Raw genomic sequence first — 20,892 nt, 5'->3', positions numbered from 1 at the left:
GGGCCCCGGCGCCCAGGTGCGTCCCGGGGCCCCGCGGCCCCCCCGCCGGCCCCCCCGCCGGGGGGTTAATTGGCGCCCCCCCCCACTCCCCCCCCCACGACCGGGCGTGCTCAGCCGGCTCGGCGTCTGCTCTCCACGACGTGGCGGTTGACGAGGTGGCCGAGGAACACCGGTGCCGACGGATCGGTGGCACCGTAGCTCATCCGGCGCAGCAGGCCGACGCTGTCCAGTGCCACGCCCTCCCGGGCCAGGACGAAGACGAGGGTGAGGAAGGCGCAGCGGGCGTTCCCGTCGTCGAACGGATGGAAGAAGCACACGTCCAGGTAGGCGCGGGCGGCACGGGCCGCCAGCGGCAGGGGGCGGTCGCCGGCTGGCGCGCTCTCGGCCAGACAGGCATCGAACCCGGCACGCGTGTCCGGAGCGATGCCGTAACGCTCCCGACCCTCCTTGGCGAACGCGGGCAGGATGCGGAACTCCGGCGGCCGCGGTGTGCCGAGGACGTACTGCTGCCAACGGCGGAGCAGCTCGAAGTCGAGATCCGCGGCGCGTGCGGCGTCGGCCCGCAGCCGGTCGAGGGCGGCGAGCATGCCCTCCGCCCGGGCGGGATCGATGGCGGCGTCGAAGGCGCGGATGTCCGCCGCTGCGCCGTCACGGGCCGGGAGCGGCGGTCCGTCCGCGGCCCCGGTGGACGGTTCGGGCCACGCGATGTTTCCGCGGGCGGCGACCCAGCCCTCCAGGTGGTCGGGTGCGGGTGCGGGTGCGATGGGCCGGGCGGCGGCTCCGGCGGGGCGCAGCGAGCGCGTGAGCCGTTCGGCGACGTCGTCGACCAGCACCAGGTCCGGGGCGGTCCAGCTCCTGAACCGCCCGCCGATCGCCTGCCGGACCAGGCGCTCCGCTGCCACCGGCTCGAAACCCCAGCGGTCCAGGAACCAGGTGAGCACCAGCGCGCAGTGCCCGTACCAGGCGCTCTCGTGGCCGGTGTAGTCCACCACCTGATGGACGATGTTCCGGACGGCGAGCTCCCACAGGACCCGCTGGTCCTCGATCCCGGCGGGATCCAAGGGGTACGCCTCGAACCGGTCGGCGAGGAGCTCCAGCCATGCGCGCCACTCGCACAGCGACGCCACGACCCGCTCGATCGTCTCCTCCGGGGTGGTGATCGAGTGCGACGAGCAGCACCAGTTGCCGACCGGCCCGCCGTCGAGGTCCCCCTCGCCGACCGACCAGCGCCAGCCGACGGCCCAACGGCCGTAGCGCTGCGCGAGGGCATAGGACATGGCCTCCGTCCACGGCCGCGCCACTTCCCAGCGCCACGCGTGCTGGGCGGCGGTGACCGGGGACACATCGTCCCGATGCGGCACCTGCCGCGACGGGTTGAGCGCGCGCACCACCTGGGCCGCGGTCGCGTGGTCGAAGGGATGACGGTCGGGGTCCACTTCGTCCCACGTCAGGCTGTGGGGGGCCAGGTCCAGGGTCACCGGGCAAGCGTGGCGGCGCTCCGATCCGCACTCAACCGATTTTCGCAGGGTCCTCCGGCGGCAGGGTGCGACGGGCGGTTCGCCAGGTTGGTCCTGGACTCGGGGGAGGCCTCGGCGTAGGAGCCGGAGTCGAGGGGCGGCCGGGGCCGTACTCGATGGCGAGCTGGAAGGCCTCCGCGGCGGTTCGGCCCGCGATCGGTTCGGCCGGGCGCAGGGCCGCCCGGTCGGGCATGGTCGCAGACGGCGCCGCGGCGGGATTTCGGCGGACGGCGGTTCAGCGGACCAGCTCCAGGGCTCGGTTCAGGTTGTACTCGGCGATGGCCGCCATGGCCGCCCGGGCGGGGAAGTGCCCGTCCAGCAGCCGCAGCGGCCCCGCGGTGAGGGAGAGCCGTTGGGCCAGCAGGTAGAGGGCGAGCCGGTCCTCGTCCAACCCGGGAGTCTCCAACGGCCGGTAGGCCTCGTGCAGGCGTAGCCGCAGGAACACGTGCTCCCACTCGACGTCGAAGTACATCGTGCCTTCGAGATCGATCAGCACGGGCCGCCCGGTCGCGTCCACCAGTACGTGGTCGGGGCCCAGTTCCCCGTGCACGACGGCGTACTCCGCCCTCGGTCGCACCGCCCCCGCCAGGGCCCGCAGCCGATCCTCCAGCCGCTCGCGGGCGGCCGCGATCCTGGGGTCGCGCGCCGCCGCCTCGGCGAGGTCCCGCAGGGCGCGCTCCAGCACGACCACCTCACAGGAACTCCCGTGCGAGGCACCGCCGGTGTCGACCACGGCGATCTTGCCGTAGCGCGGCGCCCGGTGGCCGCCCATCGCCGCCAGCGCCTCCCCGAGCCGGGCCAGCACCGGGGCGGCGGCCCGCGGATCGCGCGCGAGCAGGGACTCCAGGCTCTCGCCCGGCACGTCCTCGACGACGGCCAGGTCGGCCGGGCCGTACGCGCCGTCGCGGTCGACCAGCCGGATCGCCGGGACCCGGACGCCCAGGCCGGCGAGGCGTGCGTGCGCCGCCTCGAACAGGCCGAGCCCGAGACCGGGGGAGAACGGGTCGGCGAGGTCGTCGTCGCCCTCGGCGGCCGGCCAGTAGTTCTCGGCATCGGCCCAGCGGTAGGCGACCGCCGTCGACCCGTCGTCCGTCACCAGGCGGTACACGCCCTTCTTGCTGCCGCCCGCCAACCGCTCCACGGCCGCCAGCCGTCCACCGAGGACAGCCCGCGCCGCACCCGCCAACTGCGCCCGCGTCGTCGCCTCGACCGCCATCGGTGCCCCCGCCTCTCCGTCTCCACGATCCGCGCACCCTACCCGGTGCTGCGGGTGCGCGACACGGTCGCCACGGTCACCGGGACGCCCGCCCGGCCGTTCGAGCAGTGGGTCGCGGAGAACGCCGCCGCCTTCCGCTGAGCGCACCCGCGAGCACCCGGCCGGCCCAGCGGCACCGCATTCGGCGGACGGTCGACGTGTCAGCCGCAGGGGCGCTGGAACGGGGTGCCAGGGAAGTACTGGTGCCACTGGTCGGGGGTGACGGCGGTGCCCACCGTGTCGCAGAGGTGGCGGGTGAGCCGGTCGATGTCGGGGTCGATGAGGAGGACGCGGCCCGGGTCGTCGATCAACTGGGCTTCACCGGCCGCCAGACTGTTCCCGTCGGGGCTGAAACCAACGGCGTAGACGTTGTGTGGGGCGGTCACCATGCCGACCTCGGTCGGCTTACGAGGATCCGCCACCTGCCACAGGTGGATCTGTCCGGTGTCGGGGTCGGTGCTCTGGAAGGTCCTGGGTTTGCTGACGAGCAGACGGTTGTCCGGGCTGAACTGCAGACCGAACTGGCGCTCGGCGGGGAGGGAACCGGTCTTGGCCGGGTGGTGGACGTCGGTGACGTCCCACAGGTCGATGGTCTTGTCGGTCGACACTGCGAGGGTGCGCCCGTCCTGACTGAGAGCGAAGTCGTTGACGACGCCCTCGGTGACGACGTTGTGGTCGGGGTGTTGGGGGTCTGTGAGGTCCCACAGCTGAATGGTTTTCGGGTTCGACTCCTGGAGTTTTGCCAGGCCGAGCGCGAGCCGGTTCGATGCGTGGTCCGACAGCGCGACGTTGTTGTCGAGGTCGATCGGCGCGACGGCGGCCGGATGCCGTGGGTCGCTCAGGTCCCAGAGGCTGATCCGATGGCTCTTCACCCGGTCCAGGGACAGCAGCTTCCGGTTGACGAGGCTGAGTTGGCCCGGAGGCTGGGGGGACTGCATGGTGGAGAGCTCCTTCGGGGCACCGGCGTCGGCGGCGTCCCAGACGTGGATCCGGCCGTCCCGACCGTTGATCGCGACGAGACTGTCCTTGACGGCCAGGTCGGTGGTGAACGTTTCGAGGGCTCCGGTGTGCTCGACGTAGTCAGCGAGCTCGTTGAGCGTGCCTCCTTGCTTGGGATGGTCCGGATCGGTGACGTCCCAGAGCCGCGGCAGGCCGACATCGCTGAACGCGAGCAGGGTGTGCTCGTTGACGGGGCGGACGATTCCGTGATCGAGGACCGTGAACGTCCCGGCCGGGCGTGTGCCGTACGGATCGGCGGTCCGCCACAGCTGGTACTCTCCGGCGTTGGCGTTCTGGGTGCGACGGCCGTGCGGGGGGTCGATCTCCCAGGCGATGGTGCGGCCGTCGCGGGTGAAGGCCCCGTCGGTGCCCGTGCCGGGCAGAGCCGCGGCAGGCGCCGGGTGCCAGCTCCGGATTTTTTTCTCCTCGCTCGTGCTGAGCAGGGACGACGCGCCGTCGCCGACCACGAGCGAGAAGACCACCCCGGAGGTGGGGAAGTCGGCGGCGCGGACCGGAGCGTGTGGATCGCCGATGTCCACGGCCTCGACGTGACTCCGCTGAAAGCCGGTGTCCCGGGACGCCCCGACCGCTAGCGTGCGGCCGTCGGGTGAGAAGCCGAGGGCCGCCACCGTCTGCACCATGTCGATCGCGACCGGATCCGAACGGCCGTAGAGGTCGGTGACGGGCGAGGGCTTGGCCGGGTCGCCGGTGTCCCACAGCCCGACGCCCCGGCCGTTGGTGCCGAGCGCCAGCAGGGGTGCCCGGGGGCTGAAGGCCACGCCGAGTGCGTGGCTGTCGGCGAGCGTGGCGGTGAGCGCCGGCTTCAACGGGTCTGCGACGTTCCAGAGTTGGGTCGACGTGTTGTCCTCGGACTCGTAGTGCAGGAGGGCGAGCAGGTGTCCGTCCGAGCTGAACGCCCCGGACTGCCCTGTGCCCGTGGCGGTGGGCAGGGAGGCCGTCCGGACCGGGTGCCGGGGGTCGCCGATGTCCCACAGCGAGGACCCGTTCCGGTCGAGGGCGGCCAACCTGCGCCCGTCCGGGCTGAGGGCCAGGGAGCCGGAGGCGTCGGGCAGGACGGCGACGGCCTCCGGATGAGCCGGGTCCGTCACGTTCCACAGCCGTACGGTGGTGTCGGTGTCCTGGGCGGCGAGCAGTCGGCCGTCCCCGGTGAGGGCGAGGCCTGTGGAGGCGCTGCCGGTCCGGATCACGGACAGGGACGTCGCCCGGCGCGGATCCGAGAGGTCCCAGAGCCGGACGGTGTGATCGGTGCCCGCGCTGGCCAGCAGGTGCCGGTCGGCACTGTAGGAGAGCTTCTTGACGGTGTCGGTGTGCCCCTCCACCGGCGTGTAGTAGGGCGCCAGCGCCGAGTCGAACAGCGCGCTGCGCGCCTCCGGGGTGTCCGCGACCTTCCTTGCGGACAGGGCGAGTTGAAGGGCCAGGGTCGGGTCCACCGGCCGGAGCTTGTTGGCGGCCTGTGCGCCCACCTTGGAGGACAGCAAGTCCCGCTGCTCGTCCGCGGACCGCTTCTGCCACACCGCCGTCCCGACCCCCGCGACCGCCACCAGCAGCAGGACGGCCAGGGTGCCGGCCAGGGCCCGCAGCCGGGTGGTGCGGCGGTGTTCGGCGTGCCGTTCGGCGGCCTGCCGGGCCTGGCCGGCGGCCAGGAACTCCCGGGCCGCCCGGGTGGTGCCGTGCCGCTGCGCGGACTCCTCGATCCACTGCAGGGCCGCGGCGAGCCGGACGCCCCGGTACAGCGCGCCCTCGTCGCGCCCGTCCCGCTCCCAGGCGTCCGCGGCGTCGTGCAGCCGCTGGCGGACCAGCAGGCCGGCCCGGTCGTTCTCGATCCAGTCCCGCAGCCGCTGCCAGGCGCGCAGCACCGCCTCGTGGGCCAGCTCGGCGTGGTCGTCGTCCACGACCAGCAGCCGGGCCTCGGTGAGCGCGGCGCGCGCCGTCGGGGCCGCCGGGTCGCCTTCGAGGTCCAGTTCACCGAGCGGGGCCCGGCGGCGGGTGTCCTCGGCGCCCTCCACCACGTGCACCAGGCGCAGCAGGATCTGCCGGGCGGCGCGCCGACCGTCGGCGTCGAGTGCCTCGTACGTGGCCTCGGCCGCCTGCGCGACCGCGCCCCAGATGCCGCCGGAGGCCTGGTAGCCCGCCGTGGTCAGCATCCGGCCCGCCCGTTTCTGCCAGGTGGCCAGCAGTGCGTAGGACAGCAGCGGCAGGGCGGCGCCGGGGCCGCGGTGGCCGCCGCCGGTGCGCAGGTCGCGCAGCAGCAGGTCCAGCAGCCCCGCCTCCAGGCCGAGTCCGGCGAGCCGGGCCGGTTTCTCGATGGCGTCCCGCAGTTCCCCGGTGGTCATCGGGCCGACCAGGACCTGGCCGTCGGTCAGGGCCTGCGCCAGCGCCGGGTAGGCCGTGCAGTGCCCGTAGAAGTCGGCGCGCAGCCCCAGCAGGACGAGTGCGCGAGGAGCGGCCGACCCGGCACTGCGGCGGGCCGCGGCGGACAGCGCCGCGACGAACGCCTCCCGCTCGGCCTCGTCCGTGCACGCGGTGAACAGTTCCTCGAACTGGTCCACCACCAGCACCAGCCGCGTACCGTCCTCGGGCAGTCGGCCGACGACCGATTCCGGATCGGACCTCAGGGCGGCGCGTACGGAATCCGGTTCGTCCTGGGTCAACTGCGCCAGCACGCGGGCAAGTTGAGTCACCGGTCGGTCGCCCGGGGTGAACACCACGCGTGGCCAGCGGCCCGGCCGCAGCTCCGCCGGCAGCCCGTGGTCGAGCGCGGGCAGCAGCCCGGCGCGCAGCAGCGAGGACTTGCCCACGCCGGACGGACCGACGACCACGAGCAGCCCGTCCTTGGAGAGCTGTTCGGCGACGCGGCCCACCAGCTCCGCCGTCAGCGCCTCGCGGCCGAAGAAGAACCGGGCGTCCTCCGCGCCGTACGGTGCCAGGCCCCGGTACGGGCAGGTCGCCGGATCGGGCCCCGGCACCGGTGCCTCCGGCGGCTGGTAGGCCGGGTTGGCGGCCAGGACCAGCTCACCGGCCCGCCCCTCGGACCGGCGGCGCGGCCGCGGGAAGCCCCGGTCGCCCAGCGCCCGCGACAGGGCCCGGTGGAGGTCGTCCAGGGTGAACTGCGGCGGCCCCGTAGGGTCGCCCTCGCCCAGCAGCCGCAGCAGCTCGCCGCTGAAGGCGGTGTACGGTGCGCCGGGCGGGGCCAGCGCGAGTTCCTCCGGGGCGGCGGAGGCCAGGACGAAGCCGCCGCCCGGGTGCGCGGACTCGAAGGGGCCGCCCGCGCCGCCCACGGGCGCCGCCCGGCCGGAGAAGCAGCAGTCCAGGACCAGGACCACCGAGCGGGCCCGGGAGGTGGCCAGGGTCTCGCGCAGGGTCGCGTAGCGCAGGGCCTTGTAGGGCAGGCCGCGGGTCAGGTGGTCGGTGACGCGGGTCGCGAGGTACAGCTCGTTGTCGTCGCCGACCAGGCCGTGGCCGACGTAGTAGACCAGCAGGACGGAGTCCGCCGCCTCGGCCGCACCGGTCAGTTCCTCGCCGAGGACGACCGGGTTCTCCGGGTCGAGCACGGTGCGCACGTGCTCGGGGGCGAGGCCGCAGCGGTCGACGAGCGCCCGCTCGACGGCCCGGACGGTTCCGGCGGCGGCCGGCACCTCGGGCAGGACCGAGCCGGGGACGTGGCTGCCGGTCCCGATGATCAGGGCCCGGGCGCCAGGGAGTCCCAGCGGCAGTCCGGCGTCACTCATCGCCGTCCGGGAGCGCGGCCGGGCCGGGGCGCTCGGCGAGCGAGCGGCCCACCTCGCGCACGAGCTCGGCGACGCCGTCCGGCCGGAGGCCGTGCACCGCTGTCGCCCGCAGTTCGATCGAGCTGCCGTCCGCGCGGGTCACCTGGATCACCGTCTCGCCGGCCCGCCGCCGGATCCAGGCGATCAGGGCACTGGTCAGTCCGGAGACGGCGCCGCCGGTACCGACCGCGACGGTGAGCACGTCGGCGAAGGTTCCCAGCGAGCCGGGCCGCGGCGGCGCGGCCTCCAGCTCGACGCGCCCGCGCAGTTCCTCCTCGGCCCGCAGCCAGGCGAGCAGGGAGGCGGTGGCGCCGCGGTCGGCGTCGGTCACACGGATTCGGAGCGGTTCGTCCACGGTCCCCCCAGGAGCCAACGGTGCACGCTGTGTTGACCAAGCGTCACAATGATGAGTGGTCGCGGTCAAACGCCGAGGTCGGGAGGCCGGGTGGACGGCCCGGCGGCCCTTCCGCTGAGCCGAACGGGTGAGCGAACGCGGCCGTCCGGAGCCCCCTGCGGCAGCGGCGTGTCGGGTGGCGGATCCTGGGGCGGGACGGGAGGGTGACTGGCGGGGGACCACCCGAGGAAAGAGCGAGCATGCCCGAAGTCACCACCCCGTACGTGACCGGCACCCCGTGCTGGATCGATCTGATGGCGCAGGACCAGCAGGCCGCGCTGGACTTCTACCGCGACCTGTTCGGCTGGCAGGGGCAGATCGGCCCGGCCGAGTTCGGCGGGTACGCCGTCTGCGAGCTCAACGGCAGGCCGGTGGCGGGCATCGGCCCGGCGATGGCCCCCGAGGGCATGCCGGAGCCGCCCACCGTGTGGACCAGCTACCTGGCCACCACGGACGCCCAGGCCACCCAGGACGCCATCGTCTCGGCCGGCGGCACCCTGCTGGCGCCGGTGATGGACGTCGGCAAGCTCGGCCGGCTGCTGGTCGCCGCGGACCCGCAGGGCGCGGTGTTCGGCGTCTGGCAGGCGTTGGACTTCGCCGGAGCCGGGGTGGTCAACGAACCCGGCGCACTGATCTGGAACGAACTCCACACCGACGACATCGGGGCCGCCGGCGCCTTCTACGGCAAGGCGTTCGGCATCGACGTCGTGCCGGTGGAGGGCAACGACCGGTACTGGGAACTGAAGGTCGGCGGCCGCCCCGTCGGTGGCGCCTCGCTGCTCGCCGACGACCCGCCCGGCACCCCGGCGCACTGGCTGTGCTACTTCGCGGTCGACGACGTGGACTCCGCCGCCGACACCGTGGTCAAGCGCAACGGCACCCTCCTCGCCCGGCCCTTCGACATGGTGGCCGGCCGGATGGCGGTGGTCGCCGACCCGCAGGGCGCCCCGTTCGCGATGATCAAGCCCGGCCCGCAGTAGCGGCGCGGCCGCACCGACCGGACACCGAGCCCGCCCGGCCCTTCCGGGCGGGCTCGGTCCAGCTCAGAAGGGACGGAGTGGACCCGTGGCCGGACGCCACCGACGCCCCCCCGGAGCCGGAGTTCCCGGCCGACGCCGACCACAGGCTCCGGGCCATCGCCGAGCAGCGGCCGGTGGTCGAGGAGGGCGTCGTGCTCTTCCCCGGCTCGGACCGCCCGTACCTGTACCGGACCGTCTACGAGCCGGACGGTACGGCGAAGCGCTCGCTGCTCAGGATCGACCCGGGCCTGCCGGACCCGGCAGCCGACTGAGCCGCCACCGGCCGCTCCCCGTTCAGGCGGTCGCGGCGCCGAACCAGCGGGCCAGTGCGTCGTTCAGCGAGTGCTGGTCGTCGCCGACCCAGGCCACGTACCCGTCGGGGCGCAGCAGGACGGCGGGGACGTCCAGCTCCTCCGCCGGGTCCATGACGTGGTCGACGCGGTCCGCCCAGCCCGCCGCCGAGAGGCCACCGCCCGTCGCGTCCAGCAGCAGTGCCCGGCCGCCGCGCATCCGCTCGTACAGGCGCCCCTGCTTCAGCCGGACGTCCCGCAGGCGGCGGCCGAGCAGTTCGTGGCCCTCGCCGAGGTCGTAGCGGACCCCGAGGCCGAAGACCATCTCCGTGATGTAGCGGTTCACCTCCTCGAAGTCCATCAGGGTGGAGAGCAGCTCGCGCAGCGCGACCGCGCCGGGCTCGCCGCCCAGCAGGGTCATCTGGGCCCGGGTGTTGGCCAGGACGCGGGCGCCGACCGGGTGGCGTTCGGCGTGGTAGCTGTCCAGCAGGTCGGCGGGGGCGTGGCCGCGCACGGCGGCCGCGAGCTTCCAGCCGAGGTTGTAGGCGTCCTGGATGCCGAGGTTGAGGCCCTGGCCGCCGGTGGGCGGGTGGATGTGCGCGGCGTCGCCGGCCAGGAAGGCCCGGCCGAGCCGGTAGTGCTCGGCCTGCCGGGTGGCGTCGCCGAAGCGGGAGAGCCAGCGGGGCGAGTGCGCGCCGAAGTCGGTCCCGGCGGTGGCGAGCAGCTGCTGCCGGAACTCCTCCAGGGTGGGCGGCTCGTCCCGGTCCTCGGCCACGTCCGCGGCGGGGACGACCATCCGGTACGCCCCGTCGCCCCGCGGTACGGCGCCGAAGCGCAGCTCGGTGCGGCGGACCTCGGTGACCACGGCCTCGATCGTCGCCGGGTCCTCGGCCAGCGACAACTCGCCGAGCAGGGTGTCGACCCGGGACGGCTCGCCGGGGAAGGCGATGCCGAGCTGTCGGCGCACGGTGCTGCGGCCGCCGTCGCAGCCGACCAGGTAACGCGAGCGCAGCCGGGTTCCGTCCGCGAGTTCGACCGTCACCGCCTCCTCGTCCTGGCCGAGGCCGGTGACCGCCCGGCCGTGCCGGATCCCGGCGCCGAGTTCGAGCGCGTACTCGCGCAACAGCCGCTCGGTGACGGGCTGTTCGACGCTGAGGCCGTACGGGTGGGCGGTGTCCGTGGTCTCCGGCCACGGCTTGTGGATGTGGCCGAAGAAGCCGCCGACCTGGAACTTCGCGCCCACCGCGAGGAACCGGTCCAGCAGCCCGCGCTGGTCCATCATCTCCACGCTGCGCACGTGCAGCCCCTGGCCGCGGGACTCCCCGGTCGGCTCGGTCAGCCGCTCCAGCACCACCACCTGCACGCCGTGGAGTCGTAGTTCGATCGCCAGCATGAGGCCGGTCGGCCCGCCGCCGACCACGATCACATCGATCATTCGGGACATCCCCCAGTGAGCTCGAAGAAAGAGGCCGGCAACTCGGACACCGGCGTACGGACGGGGTGAACCGCGCATTTCGCCAGGTTCCGGCCTCGGTCGACGATTGTGCGCCCTGACGGGGGCCTTGCGGCAAGGCCCCCTGTGGGGGATACCTTGGTAGTGGCGAGGAGTCCCTGAACTCCTCGCCCTCGTCGTTCGCGGCCCTGTCGGAGACCGCCCGTACGCTGCCCGGACGAACATCGACGATCTTGAACGGCAGCAGCGTGAGCGCGGGCAGCGGCACTGCGCGCGGACCTGGACGGCCGGGTGGCGGAGGCCGTCGAACTGCTCCGTCCGTCCCCGGCACCGGGATCGGCCGGTGAGTTCGCCCACCTGCCGGCCCGGCAGGGACGGGTGGAGGAGGCCGTGACCGGGCACCCGACGATCGGCGCGAAACGGGAGGCTCTGGCCCTGTGGTGGAGGCGCCGACGCTGGTCCGGTGGGAGGGCCGCCGGCGCCCCGGCGGGGCCGTTGCCAGGGCGGCGGGTAATTCGGTGGTGCGGGAAGGGCGTTCAGGCCAGGATGGGCGCCATGCTGATCCGTAGGAGCAATGCCGCGTAGGCGGCCGAAGGGGTTGCGGGCGGAGTGCCGGCAGCCCGTGCGAGGTGTGCCGGTGCGCCGGATCCGTGGCGTCTCGGGGCTGACCCGGGCGGCGATCCGGCGGCTGGAGGACGAACGGCTGGCGCCGGACACGGTGTTCTGGGCGCTGGCCGGGTGCCGCCGGTACCTCGACCAGCCCGGGCGGGCACTGCCGGAGCCGGAAGTCGGTTGCGACCCGTGCAACCCGGTCCTGGCGCGCGACGAGCTGGAGGCCGTACTGCGCTGGCTGCCCCGCGGTGCCCGCACCGACCTCGGCCGCCTGGTCGCCCGTCTCGACGCCGAGTTCGACCGGCGGAGCACCCCGATGCCGTGGCTGAGGATGCCGGATTCGCCCCAGGGAATCGACGGTTGGTGGCGCAGACGGCTACAGGTACCGGACCGGTCGTGGTGACCGCCTGTTACCGTGCGCGGATGGAAAATCTTGGATCCGTGGCCTGGCCTCCCGCGCCGATCAGGACCGAGAGGCTCGTGCTCCGCGAGCCCGAGCCCCGGGACCGTACGGCGTTCGTCGAGCTGCTCGCCTCGCCGCAGGTGCACAGCTACCTCGGCGGCCCCCGGCGGCGCGACGAACTGGAGCGCGAGCTGCCCGAGGTGCCCGAGCGGTGGCCCGGGAGTTTCGTCGTCGAACTCGACGGGTCGATGATCGGACAGGTCCTGCTCAGGAGGGCAACGGGCCACCGCCGTCCGGCCGCTGAGGGGAAGGCCGATCTCGGCTACCTGTTCCTGCCGCGGGCGTGGGGGGCCGGTTACGCCGCCGAGGCGTGCGCGGCGGCGCTCGGCTGGCTCGCGGGCGCGCTCCCCGGCGAGCCGGTGGTACTGACCACCCAGAGTGCCAATCTCGCCTCGATGCGACTCGCGGCGAAGCTGGGGTTCATCGAAGTGGAACGGTTCGACGCCTGGGGCGCCGAACAGTGGCTCGGCAGGCGATCTCCGGCCACATCGGCCGGCTGAGCCGGGCCTCAGAGGCCGATGGCGTCGGCCGCCTCCTCGGTGGTCCAGGCGAAGAAGTCCGTGGCCGGGTCGAGCGAGCCGACCAGGTGGCCGTGGAGTTCGAAGCCGATCAGCCCGATGAGCTGGATCCAGGCGGAGACGGCGCGGGCGAGGGTGCGCGGGGGGAGGTCGGGGGCGAAGGCGGCGGCGAGGCCGGCGAGTTGCTCGGGCAGGGCGCCCTGGAGGGCGGGGCCGGCCGGGACGGGGCGCAGCGGGGCCGCGCCGACGATGCCGAGCAGGACGAGCGGGAGGCGGGCGGCCGCGGTGACCGTGCTCCGGGGCGCGGCGTAGCCCGGAACGGGCGTGCCGTAGATCAGGGCGAACTCGTGCGGGTTGGCGCGGGCCCAGTCGCGGGCGGCCTGCCACACCGCCCGCCAGCGCTCGCGCGGGGAGGCGTCGGCGGCGGTCGCGTCGGCGGCTTCGGCGGCTTCGCCGAGTTCGCTGTAGGCGTCGATGATCAGTGCCGTCAGCAACTCGTCGCGGCCGGCGAAGTAGCGGTAGAGCGCCGAGGAGGCCATGCCCAGTTCGCGGGCGACGGCGCGCAGGGACAGTTGCTGCGCGCCCGCGGAGGCGAGCTGCCGACGGGCCTCCTGCTTGATCTCGCGGGTGAGTTCCTCGCGGGCCCGTTCGCGGGCGGTGCGGATGGCTGGCATGCGAGGAGTCTGCCACAGGTTGGAGCGGCGCACGCATTCGAGAGCAGTGCTCTTGCTTCCGGCGGCGACCGCTGCCATGCTGAAGGCGTCAACGAGAGCAGTGCTCTCGAATTGAAGCGGCAGTCATGGAATCGAGGGAGTCCGATGTCCCAGCCCGCCCAGTCGCCCGACCCCGCCACCCGCCTGATCGCGCCCACCAGCCGCCTCGGCGCCGCCGCCGTCCGGCTGCTCATCAACCTGGTCGCCGCCCTCACCAGGGCCGGCATCAGCCTCTGGGGCTCCCGGGTCCTCGCCGTCCGTGGCCGCAAGAGCGGTGAATGGCGCACCACCCCGGTCAACCTGCTCACCCACGAGGGCGCGCAGTACCTGGTCGCCCCGCGCGGCCACACCCAGTGGGTCCGCAACCTCCGCGTCGCCGGGACCGGCGAGCTTCGGGTCGGCCGCCGCAGCGAGACCTTCCGGGCCGTCGAACTGCCCGACGCGGACAAGCCCGAGGTGCTCCGCGAGTACCTGCGCCGCTGGAAGTGGGAGGTCGGCTACTTCTTCGAGGGCGTCGACGCCGGCTCCCCGACCGGGGAACTGCTGCGGATCGCCCCGGGCTTCCCGGTCTTCCGGGTCACGACCGACTGAACGGCGCCAGGTGCCCGCCGACGGGTGCCTGGGCGCCGGACACCGGGCTTCAGGCGGTGGTCGGTACCAGGTAGCGGAGCTTGCCGCCCTCCGTGGCGACGAGGCGGCCGCCGTTGGCCTCGATCACGCGCCGGGAGGCGGTGTTCGTCCCGTCGCAGGTCAGCAGTGCGCCGCTGACGCCCAGCGCGGCGGCCACCGGCAGGGCGGCGGCCAGCATCGCGGTCGCGTGGCCGCGCCGCCGGGCGCCGGGCCGCACGTCGTAGCCGATGTGCCCGCCGACCCGCTCCAGCGCGGGGGTCAGCCGGTGGCGGATCGCCAGCCGCCCCAGCATCTGGTCGCCCTCGGCCCACCACAGTGTGGTCATCGGCACTCCCGCGTCGGCCCGCATGCCCGCCTCGGTGCGCTCGGCCAGGACACGCGCGACGTAGCCGGCGAACGCGGCCGGGTCCGTCCGGGCGGCCGGTTCGACGTCGGACACGAACCACGGGACGGGCGTCGCGCCGGGCTCGGCGCGGAACTCGGCGACCGCCGCCAGGAAGGAGCTCCGCAGCCGTACGGTCGGGTCGGTCAGTTCGGGCATCGCGCCATGATGCCCCAGCCGCGCCCCGCGGCCGCCGACTTGGGGCCGACGGAGGCTCAGCTCGGGTGCAGCACCGCGGCGACGATCTCGCGGACCCGGTCCTGGCTGATCCCCTCCCGCTGTTCCACGGCGAGCGGGTGGTCGGTCGGCTCCAGCTCGATGAAGGGGCGTCGGCCGACCGGACGGGTGTGGACCATGGTCTTCAGGTTGATCGTGCTCGGCGAGTAGATCGGCAGCTCCGTGGTCAGCCAGCCGAAGTACGGCGGTTCCGCCTCCCGGCCCTCGGTCTCCCACAGCTCGGTGGCGCGGGCGAAGCTGGCCTGGCTCAACGAGACCCAGACGCCCCACGAGAAGACCTCCTCGCCGCCGGTCACCGGGATCTCGATCAGGCCCTTGACGAAGAAGTGCTGGCCCCCGACGACGCACTGCTCGGCCGTCAGCATGCTGTCCGGGTCGGCTTCCAGGGCCGGATCCCAGACGTCGGGTGCCAGGGTGGAGAAGTTGAGCGGCAGTTCGTCGTGGTGCCGGTCGCAGCAGGTGCGGGTGTGGCCGAGGTGGTCAGACATGCACGGCAGCTTACGGGCAGGCACTGACCTTGTGTCTTCCGGGTGGGTTGATGACGAACGAAGCGGACGCCGCGGACTGCGGGCGCCCCGGCCCTGCTAGCGTGGCGCGGAAGTCCGCAGTGATCCGCAGTGGTCCGCGGGGATGGGAGTACGGGCGTGGCGGGCGGGCATCGGTGGCTGCTGGACGAGACGCCCTGGCCGGATCAGGCCCGGTTGGGGTACGGCGCGTTGGTGGAACTGGTCACGCCGGGGCCGCCGGTGCCGGACCTCGGGTGGCTGGGGGACGGGCTGGTCGGCACCCGGGGCGTGGTGGTCGGCTGCAGGGTCGAGGGCGACGGCCCGGTGTACGGGGTGGTGACCGAGGACGGGAGCCCGTGGCGGCTGCGGCCGGAGTTCCTGGCCGCGCTGGGCGGCTGCCGGACGGACCTGCCGCCGCGCTACCGCAGTGACCTGCCGGAGGGCACCCGGGTGCGGATCCTGGCCGGCCCGGCCCCGGAGGGCGGGCCGGCCGGGGCCGTCGGGCGGGTCACCGGGCTGTGGTGGGAGAGCGCGCTGGAGCCGCCGATGGGGTACACCGTCGAGGTCGGCGAGTACACCCACTGCGTCACCCCGGAGCAGGTCGAACCGCTCCGGTAGCGCTTCGTCGGGCGGTGTCAGCCCTTGCCGCCGCCGGCCTTCAGGACCTGGGCCGCGGCCACGCCCGCGGCGCTGTTGCCGTGGCCGCCGCCCTCCACCTCGGCGGCGACGGCGAGGTCGTTGCGGTAGGCGATGAACCAGCTGTTGGTGGCCTGCGACCCGGCCTCCACGGTGCCGGTCTTGGCACCGATCTGGCCGCTCAGCCCGGACATCGGGGCCCGGGCGGTGCCCTGGGTCGCGGTCCGGGCCATCATCGAGCGCAGGCTCTGGGCGACGTCCGCGGGCAGCCGGCCGGGGGCCGTCACGCGCTTGACGTCCTCGCGCAGCACGGGCTGACGGAACGTTCCGCTCTGCACGGTGGCGGCGACCGAGGCCATCAGCAGCGAGTTCACCTGGATCTGGCCCTGTCCGATGTACTCGGCGGCCGCCTCGTCCTTGTTCCCCGGCACCGGGATGGTGGCGTCCCGGTTGGGGATGCCGATCCGCCACTGCAGGCCCAGGCCGAACTGGTCGCGGGCGACCGACGCCAGAGTGCCGGGCTGGAGCTTCTCCAGGCCCTTGTCGATGAACCCGGTGTTGCAGGAGTGGACGAAGTCGTCGCTGAGGGTGTAGTCGAGGTGGTTGCCGGGCTCGTCGTTGTGCCAGGTCCGGGGGGAGTTGGTGGTCTCCTTGCAGGGCGCCGCGGTGTCGGGGGTCAGCCCGGCCTCCAGCAGCGCGGCCGAGGTGATCACCTTCATCGTCGAACCGGGCGCCTGCCCGCCGCCGACCGCCCGGTTGAAGCCGCCCTGCGGGGCGAAGGCCATCGCCAGGATGTTCCCGGTGCTCGGCTGGATCGCCACCAGCGAGGCGGGCTTGCCGTCGGCCGACTGCTGCTTCACGGCGTCCTCGGCGACCTGCTGGAGGTCGGCGTCCAGGGTGAGCTCGACCTTCGGCGCGCTGGGCGGGGTCAGCACGAACAGCTGCTCCGGGTCCTGCGAGCCGCCGCCGCTGAGCACCACGGCCTGGCCGGTGACGACCTTCGCACCGTCGGGTGGGGCGATCTGCGGCAGCACGGACCGCAGCGACGGGAACGAGTCCAGAGGCCGGCCCTTGCGGTCGGTGGGCTTGGACACCGGGTTGGGCAGGGCCTTGACGGCGAGCGTCTTCCCGGCGCCCAGTTTGGGGTGGATCACCGTCGGCGCCCAGCGGACCAGGATGCGCCCGTCCGCGGCGCGCACGACGCCCAGCGTGCTGTCGTACTCCCAGGCCTCCGTGGTGCCGTCGAACTCGGCCCGCACCCGGTAGCCGACGGCGGGCTCGCTCGGCGTGCCGGAGGCCGCGGCGCCCGTCCCGGTCAGGGTGAGCGCCCGGGCGGACACCCCGTCGTGGAACGAGGTCAGGGCTGCCCGGGCGGCCTCCGGACGGTCCGTCAGACCGGCCGCGACCGTGAGGTCCCCACGGCCCCAGGCCGCCAGGAAGTCCTTGGCGACGGCGTCGGCCTCCGCGGCGGTGGGCGGCGCCTGCGGGCCCTTGGAGGCCGTCGCGTCCGCACCGGCGCCCTTGCCGGAGGAACCGCCGGACACCGCGCTGACCACGTTGTAGGCGCCGTACCCGCCGACCACCACCAGCGCGGTGAACACGCCGCCGATCGCCACCAGCCAGACCCGGCGGGACCGGGAGCGGTTCGGGGCCTCTTCGTGGTCGTCGTGGACGAGGTGGTCGTCGTGGTCCTGCTCCGGATGCTGCTCGTCGTGTTCCTGGTACATGGTGCTGCGTCCCCCCTGGGTCCTTCGGTGTGTGGCGCCCGTCCCTCCCGGACGCGCCCTGTCGTTCAAGCGCCCGCCGGGCCGTTCGGGCCCGGACAGCCTATGCGGCGGCGGCCCGACGGGCGACAGCGGGGGCTTTGCGAGCGCTTGACCTGCGACGCTGGTCGGGCCGGGAGCCGGCCCGGCCCGAGCGGCTCACCGGCGTCTGCTGCCCGCTGGGCCGACCCGGCCGGGCGGGGGTGCCTGACTGGGTCCGGACCGGTCGGGCGGATGCGTCGAGGAGGTCGCGGATGCGGTCGGCGACCAGGGAAACGGCGACGGCCCGTGCGAGCGGCAGTGCTCGTACGGGCCGTCTGCTTCCCGAAAATCTGATGTTGCGTCAGGCCTTCTTCACCACGGCGGACTTGAGCTGCATCGCGCCGAAGCCCTCGATCCGGCAGTCGATGTCGTGGCCGTCCACGCCGTCGACCAGGCGGATGTTGCGGACCTTGGTGCCCGCCTTGATGCCCGAGGCGCTGCCCTTGACCTTGAGGGCCTTGACGACGGTCACGGTGTCGCCGTCGCTCAGCACGTTGCCGACGGAGTCCTTGATCACGCGCTCGCCGGCGCCCGCCTGGGCGTCGGCGCCGGCGGGAGCCCACTCGTGGGCGCACTCGGGGCAGACCATCAGGGCGTTCATCTCGTAGGTGTACTCGCTGGAGCACTGCGGGCACGGGGGGAGGTTGTCGCTCATGGGGTTCTGGCTGTCCTGTTCGGTCCGGTCGGCAACGAGTGTCGGCGGCTGGCCAGCCTGTATGAACTTGAAGAATTTTTCAAATCGCCATCCCGACGCCCCCGGCCGCTCCCCTGGCCCCCGACCGGCTCCCACCCGGCGCGCGCCCGTCCCGTCCGCGCCGTGGACGCGGGCGCTCCGGCCTGATATCCAGTCACCTGGCAGCCGGGCGGAGCGGGCGCCCCGGGCTGGACCGACCACCAAGGAAGCAGGGGCGATGCGCAGGATCCTGATCGTCGGCGCCGGGCAGGCCGGCCTCCAACTGGCCCTCGGGCTGCAGTCCCACGGCTACGACGTCACACTGCTGACGGACCGCGACGCGCAGGAGGTCCGGGGAGGGCGGGTGCTGTCCACCCAGTGCATGTTCGACTCCGCGCTGCGCACCGAGCGCGCCCTCGGCCTCGACCTGTGGGCCGAACGGGCGCCCCGGATCGAGGGTGTCGGGGTGTCGGTCGGCGGGCCGGAGTCGACCCGGGTGATCGACTGGGTCGGGCGGCTGGACGCCTACGCCCAGTCCGTCGACCAGCGGCTGAAGATGTCCACCTGGCTGGAGGCCTTCGCCGCCCGCGGCGGCCGGGTGGAGCTGCGGCAGGTGAGCGCCGCCGACCTGGAGCACCTCGCCGGCTCGTACGACCTGGTGCTGGTCGCCTCCGGCAAGGGCAAGCTCGCCTCGCTGTTCGAGCGCGACGAGGAGCGGTCCCCGTACCTGCGGCCGCAGCGCGCGCTGGCCGTGAGCTATGTGTACGGGCTCGCGCCGCGCCCCGAGCACGACTTCCCGGCGGTGCGCTGCAACCTGCTGCCCGGCATCGGCGAGTTCTTCACCATGCCGGCCCTGACGGCCGCGGGACCGTGCGACATCCTGTTCTGGGAGGCGCAGCCGGGCGGTCCGGCGGACGCCTTCGACGGGGTCCGCGATCCGGCCGAACACCTGCGGGTGATGCTGGAGTTGATGAAGACCTTCACCCCTTGGGAGTACGACCGCACCCGCTCCGGCGTCGAACTCACCGACGCCGGAGCGACCCTGGCCGGCCGCTTCACCCCGGTGGTCCGTCGCCCGGTCGGTGAACTGCCCGGCGGACAGGCGGTGCTGGGCGTCGCCGACGTGGTCGTCACCAACGACCCGATCGCCGGCCAGGGGGCCAACAACGCCGCCAAGTGCGCCGCGCTGTACCTGGAGGCGATCCTCGCGCACGGTGACAAGCCCTTCGACCGGGACTTCCAGCAGGCCGCCTTCGACCGCTTCTGGGCGGAGACCGGGCGGGCCGTCACCAACTGGACCAACGCGATGCTCGCCCCGGCGCCCCCGCACGTGGGGGAGCTGTTCGTCGCGGCCGGTCGACTCCCCGCCGTGGCCGACCGGTTCGCCAACTCCTTCAACGACCCGGCGGATGTGGAGGACTGGCTGCTGGACCCGGAGAAGGCGGCCGCCTACCTGGCCTCGGTGGCACCCCGGGACTGAGCGTCGGACGTGTCACGGTGAGGTCAAGGTCTCGCCAAGTTCCGCGCGGGACCGTCCTGATCATGGTGGGTTCGTGTCGACCCCGGCCCGCCGGGGGACGTTTACGGACAGAACGCGGACATCAGGAGACGAGTGGTGGCGGTCGACGGCAGCAACATGGCGAACGCTGTGATCGAGACGGCGGTGAAGGAACGCACGCGCCTGCAGACCGGCCGCAGCCGGGCGACGGCGTTGGTGGTGCTGGTCCTCCTGGCGGGCCTCGGCCTCTTCCTGGCGCTGGTGGTCGGCAAGTCCGACCCGGACAGCGCCCCGACCTGCAACGGGACGACCATGACCCGGAGCGACGAGTGCCGGATCTGGTCCAACCACGGCGGCGGGGGCATCTACGGCTACCAGGAGATGATCGACCGGCGCGAGTCAGGCAAGGGCGTGTGGCAGGTGGTCGGCTTCGTCGGCACCGGCCTGTCCGTCGTCCTCATGGGCGTGGCGGTCACCAAGCTCAACCCCAACCGCCCGTGGGGCAAGCCGGTCACCGCCGCCTGCCCGCGCTGCTTCCAGACCACCCTGCGGGAGAAGCTGACCGTGCACACCATCTCCCGGGGCCGGACCAACTACCGCTACAGCGGCATCGTCACGCTCTGCACCCCGGTCTGCGGCTTCAGTGCGGTGCGCCAGCGCTGACGCGGGTCCGAGCGGGTGTGTCGCGGACGGATCTTCCCGGTGTCGAAGCTCCGGCCGTCCTGGTTCGCCCCCGAGATCGTCCGGGGGCCGGGGTCGATGGTCAGCAGGCTCCTGCTGAGCGCGTTGTTGCGCCGCTCGTACTGGTCCTGGGACAGGCGCTGGGCCTCGGGGATGTCCAGGGCGAGCGAGAACTTGTACCAGGCGGCCTTCCGGTTGGCGAGGTGGACCGTCCACTCGACGCCGGCACCGCCCTGCCCGTCCAGGACCTCCCGGACGACCTCGCCCTCCTTGTCGTAGCCGTACACGCGGAAGCGGGCCGCCTGCCGCTTGATCCTGCCGGTGCCCTCCTTGGAGAAGCCGGGCGGACCGGGCGGCTCGTCGGGGGTCTCCGGCCCGTAGAAGAAGGTGTCGCCGTTGCCCACCCGCGCGATGCCGATCGCGGGGTGGATCTTCACATAGGCAATGTCGGTCATTCGGGTGGCTCCTGGGAGTTCGCGGGTGCGGGCGGGTACGGCGGGGCGTCGGGCGGTGACGTGGAAGAAGACGTGGGTGCGGACGTGGACGCGGGTGGACCAGGGCCGGGCGGTGGCCGGCGGCCGCTTCGAACGGGAAACGCCGGGGGTCCGTAGCGCGGGTTTCGCGGCCGCTCCGTCATGGGGAGTGGGTCGGCCGGCTGACAGGTGCGCGGTCGGATGCCTGCCGCGCCAGGATGTCCGCGTCTCCAGCATGGGACGGGGGCCGTCACCCGTCATGCCGGGGACGGCCGTTCAAGGGAGGCATCGTTCGAATGCCACCCGTGCCGGCGGGTGTCACCGGCGGGCCTCGTCGCCGGGAAGCGCCA

Annotated in this window: 19 protein-coding genes; 8 read left to right on the top strand and 11 right to left on the bottom strand. The window is 73.6% G+C overall.

Features of this window, described 5'->3' with window-relative positions:
* Positions 1-110 precede the first annotated feature (110 nt).
* The 4 genes from ACIRVF_RS38515 to ACIRVF_RS38500 all read right to left on the bottom strand — a co-directional run bounded on the left by ACIRVF_RS38515 (position 111) and on the right by ACIRVF_RS38500 (position 7,890).
* A complete protein-coding gene (locus ACIRVF_RS38515) occupies positions 111-1,478 on the bottom strand; it encodes a cell filamentation protein Fic (RefSeq protein WP_402828940.1) in 1,368 nt (455 codons plus the stop codon).
* Positions 1,479-1,752: 274 nt separating this feature from the next.
* The gene (locus ACIRVF_RS38510) at positions 1,753-2,733 is read right to left on the bottom strand and encodes a phosphotransferase family protein (RefSeq protein WP_402828938.1); all 981 of its coding nucleotides are present in this window, start codon (positions 2,731-2,733) and stop codon (positions 1,753-1,755) included.
* A 200-nt stretch (positions 2,734-2,933) separates the two neighbouring features.
* Positions 2,934-7,520, bottom strand: a complete 4,587-nt coding sequence (locus ACIRVF_RS38505) for an AAA family ATPase (protein ID WP_402828937.1) — start codon at positions 7,518-7,520, stop codon at positions 2,934-2,936.
* Complete coding sequence (locus ACIRVF_RS38500) at positions 7,513-7,890, bottom strand: hypothetical protein (protein ID WP_402828935.1); 378 nt, start codon at positions 7,888-7,890, stop codon at positions 7,513-7,515. The genes ACIRVF_RS38505 and ACIRVF_RS38500 overlap by 8 nt, the downstream gene beginning before the upstream one ends.
* 263 nt (positions 7,891-8,153) lie before the next feature.
* Between ACIRVF_RS38500 and ACIRVF_RS38495 the strand changes: the two genes are divergently transcribed.
* Both ACIRVF_RS38495 and ACIRVF_RS38490 read left to right on the top strand, forming a co-directional pair.
* The gene (locus tag ACIRVF_RS38495; RefSeq protein WP_402828934.1) at positions 8,154-8,933 is read left to right on the top strand and encodes a VOC family protein; all 780 of its coding nucleotides are present in this window, start codon (positions 8,154-8,156) and stop codon (positions 8,931-8,933) included.
* Positions 8,934-9,010: 77 nt separating this feature from the next.
* A complete protein-coding gene (locus ACIRVF_RS38490) occupies positions 9,011-9,244 on the top strand; it encodes a hypothetical protein (protein ID WP_402828932.1) in 234 nt (77 codons plus the stop codon).
* Between the two features lie 22 nt (positions 9,245-9,266).
* Here ACIRVF_RS38490 and rox read toward each other — a convergent pair whose 3' ends face one another.
* A complete protein-coding gene (gene rox / locus ACIRVF_RS38485; RefSeq protein WP_402828928.1) occupies positions 9,267-10,697 on the bottom strand; it encodes a rifampin monooxygenase in 1,431 nt (476 codons plus the stop codon).
* A gap of 655 nt (positions 10,698-11,352) precedes the next feature.
* Between rox and ACIRVF_RS38480 the strand changes: the two genes are divergently transcribed.
* Both ACIRVF_RS38480 and ACIRVF_RS38475 read left to right on the top strand, forming a co-directional pair.
* Positions 11,353-11,730 carry a hypothetical protein gene (locus ACIRVF_RS38480; protein ID WP_402828926.1) on the top strand — a complete coding sequence of 126 codons (378 nt, stop codon included), beginning with the start codon at positions 11,353-11,355 and terminating at the stop codon, positions 11,728-11,730.
* A 20-nt stretch (positions 11,731-11,750) separates the two neighbouring features.
* On the top strand, positions 11,751-12,290 hold the full coding sequence (locus tag ACIRVF_RS38475; RefSeq protein WP_402828924.1) for a GNAT family N-acetyltransferase: 540 nt from the start codon (positions 11,751-11,753) through the stop codon (positions 12,288-12,290).
* Positions 12,291-12,298: 8 nt separating this feature from the next.
* On the opposite strand, the gene ACIRVF_RS38470 is transcribed toward ACIRVF_RS38475, so the two are convergent.
* Positions 12,299-12,982: a TetR/AcrR family transcriptional regulator gene (locus ACIRVF_RS38470; protein WP_402828922.1), complete on the bottom strand. Its 684-nt coding sequence runs from the start codon at positions 12,980-12,982 to the stop codon at positions 12,299-12,301.
* A gap of 144 nt (positions 12,983-13,126) precedes the next feature.
* Between ACIRVF_RS38470 and ACIRVF_RS38465 the strand changes: the two genes are divergently transcribed.
* Positions 13,127-13,612 (top strand): nitroreductase family deazaflavin-dependent oxidoreductase, encoded by a 486-nt coding sequence (locus tag ACIRVF_RS38465; protein WP_402828920.1) that lies wholly within the window; start codon positions 13,127-13,129, stop codon positions 13,610-13,612.
* A gap of 49 nt (positions 13,613-13,661) precedes the next feature.
* Here the strand turns inward: ACIRVF_RS38465 and ACIRVF_RS38460 are convergent, their stop codons facing one another.
* Positions 13,662-14,192, bottom strand: coding sequence for a GNAT family N-acetyltransferase (locus ACIRVF_RS38460; RefSeq protein WP_402828917.1), 531 nt, complete (start codon positions 14,190-14,192; stop codon positions 13,662-13,664).
* A 56-nt stretch (positions 14,193-14,248) separates the two neighbouring features.
* Positions 14,249-14,758, bottom strand: a complete 510-nt coding sequence (locus ACIRVF_RS38455; protein WP_402828916.1) for a DUF2199 domain-containing protein — start codon at positions 14,756-14,758, stop codon at positions 14,249-14,251.
* A gap of 156 nt (positions 14,759-14,914) precedes the next feature.
* On the opposite strand from ACIRVF_RS38455, the gene ACIRVF_RS38450 reads away from it, so the two are divergent.
* Entirely contained in the window at positions 14,915-15,394 is a 480-nt protein-coding gene (locus ACIRVF_RS38450; protein ID WP_402828914.1) for a hypothetical protein, read from the top strand.
* A gap of 17 nt (positions 15,395-15,411) precedes the next feature.
* On the opposite strand, the gene ACIRVF_RS38445 is transcribed toward ACIRVF_RS38450, so the two are convergent.
* A complete protein-coding gene (locus ACIRVF_RS38445) occupies positions 15,412-17,139 on the bottom strand; it encodes a penicillin-binding transpeptidase domain-containing protein (protein ID WP_402828912.1) in 1,728 nt (575 codons plus the stop codon).
* A 379-nt stretch (positions 17,140-17,518) separates the two neighbouring features.
* Entirely contained in the window at positions 17,519-17,872 is a 354-nt protein-coding gene (locus tag ACIRVF_RS38440) for a zinc ribbon domain-containing protein YjdM (protein ID WP_402828910.1), read from the bottom strand.
* Positions 17,873-18,128: 256 nt separating this feature from the next.
* Between ACIRVF_RS38440 and ACIRVF_RS38435 the strand changes: the two genes are divergently transcribed.
* Positions 18,129-19,370, top strand: coding sequence for a styrene monooxygenase/indole monooxygenase family protein (locus tag ACIRVF_RS38435; RefSeq protein WP_402828909.1), 1,242 nt, complete (start codon positions 18,129-18,131; stop codon positions 19,368-19,370).
* Positions 19,371-19,505: 135 nt separating this feature from the next.
* Positions 19,506-20,051, top strand: coding sequence for a hypothetical protein (locus ACIRVF_RS38430; protein ID WP_402828908.1), 546 nt, complete (start codon positions 19,506-19,508; stop codon positions 20,049-20,051).
* Here the strand turns inward: ACIRVF_RS38430 and ACIRVF_RS38425 are convergent.
* Positions 19,988-20,524, bottom strand: coding sequence for a LodA/GoxA family CTQ-dependent oxidase (locus ACIRVF_RS38425; protein WP_402828906.1), 537 nt, complete (start codon positions 20,522-20,524; stop codon positions 19,988-19,990). The genes ACIRVF_RS38430 and ACIRVF_RS38425 overlap by 64 nt on opposite strands.
* Between the last annotated feature and the right edge of the window lie 368 nt (positions 20,525-20,892).

Source organism: Kitasatospora sp. NPDC101157, assembly GCF_044768255.1.
Taxonomy (GTDB): Bacteria; Actinomycetota; Actinomycetes; order Streptomycetales; family Streptomycetaceae; genus Kitasatospora.
This window is presented reverse-complemented; position numbering and strand designations above follow the sequence as displayed.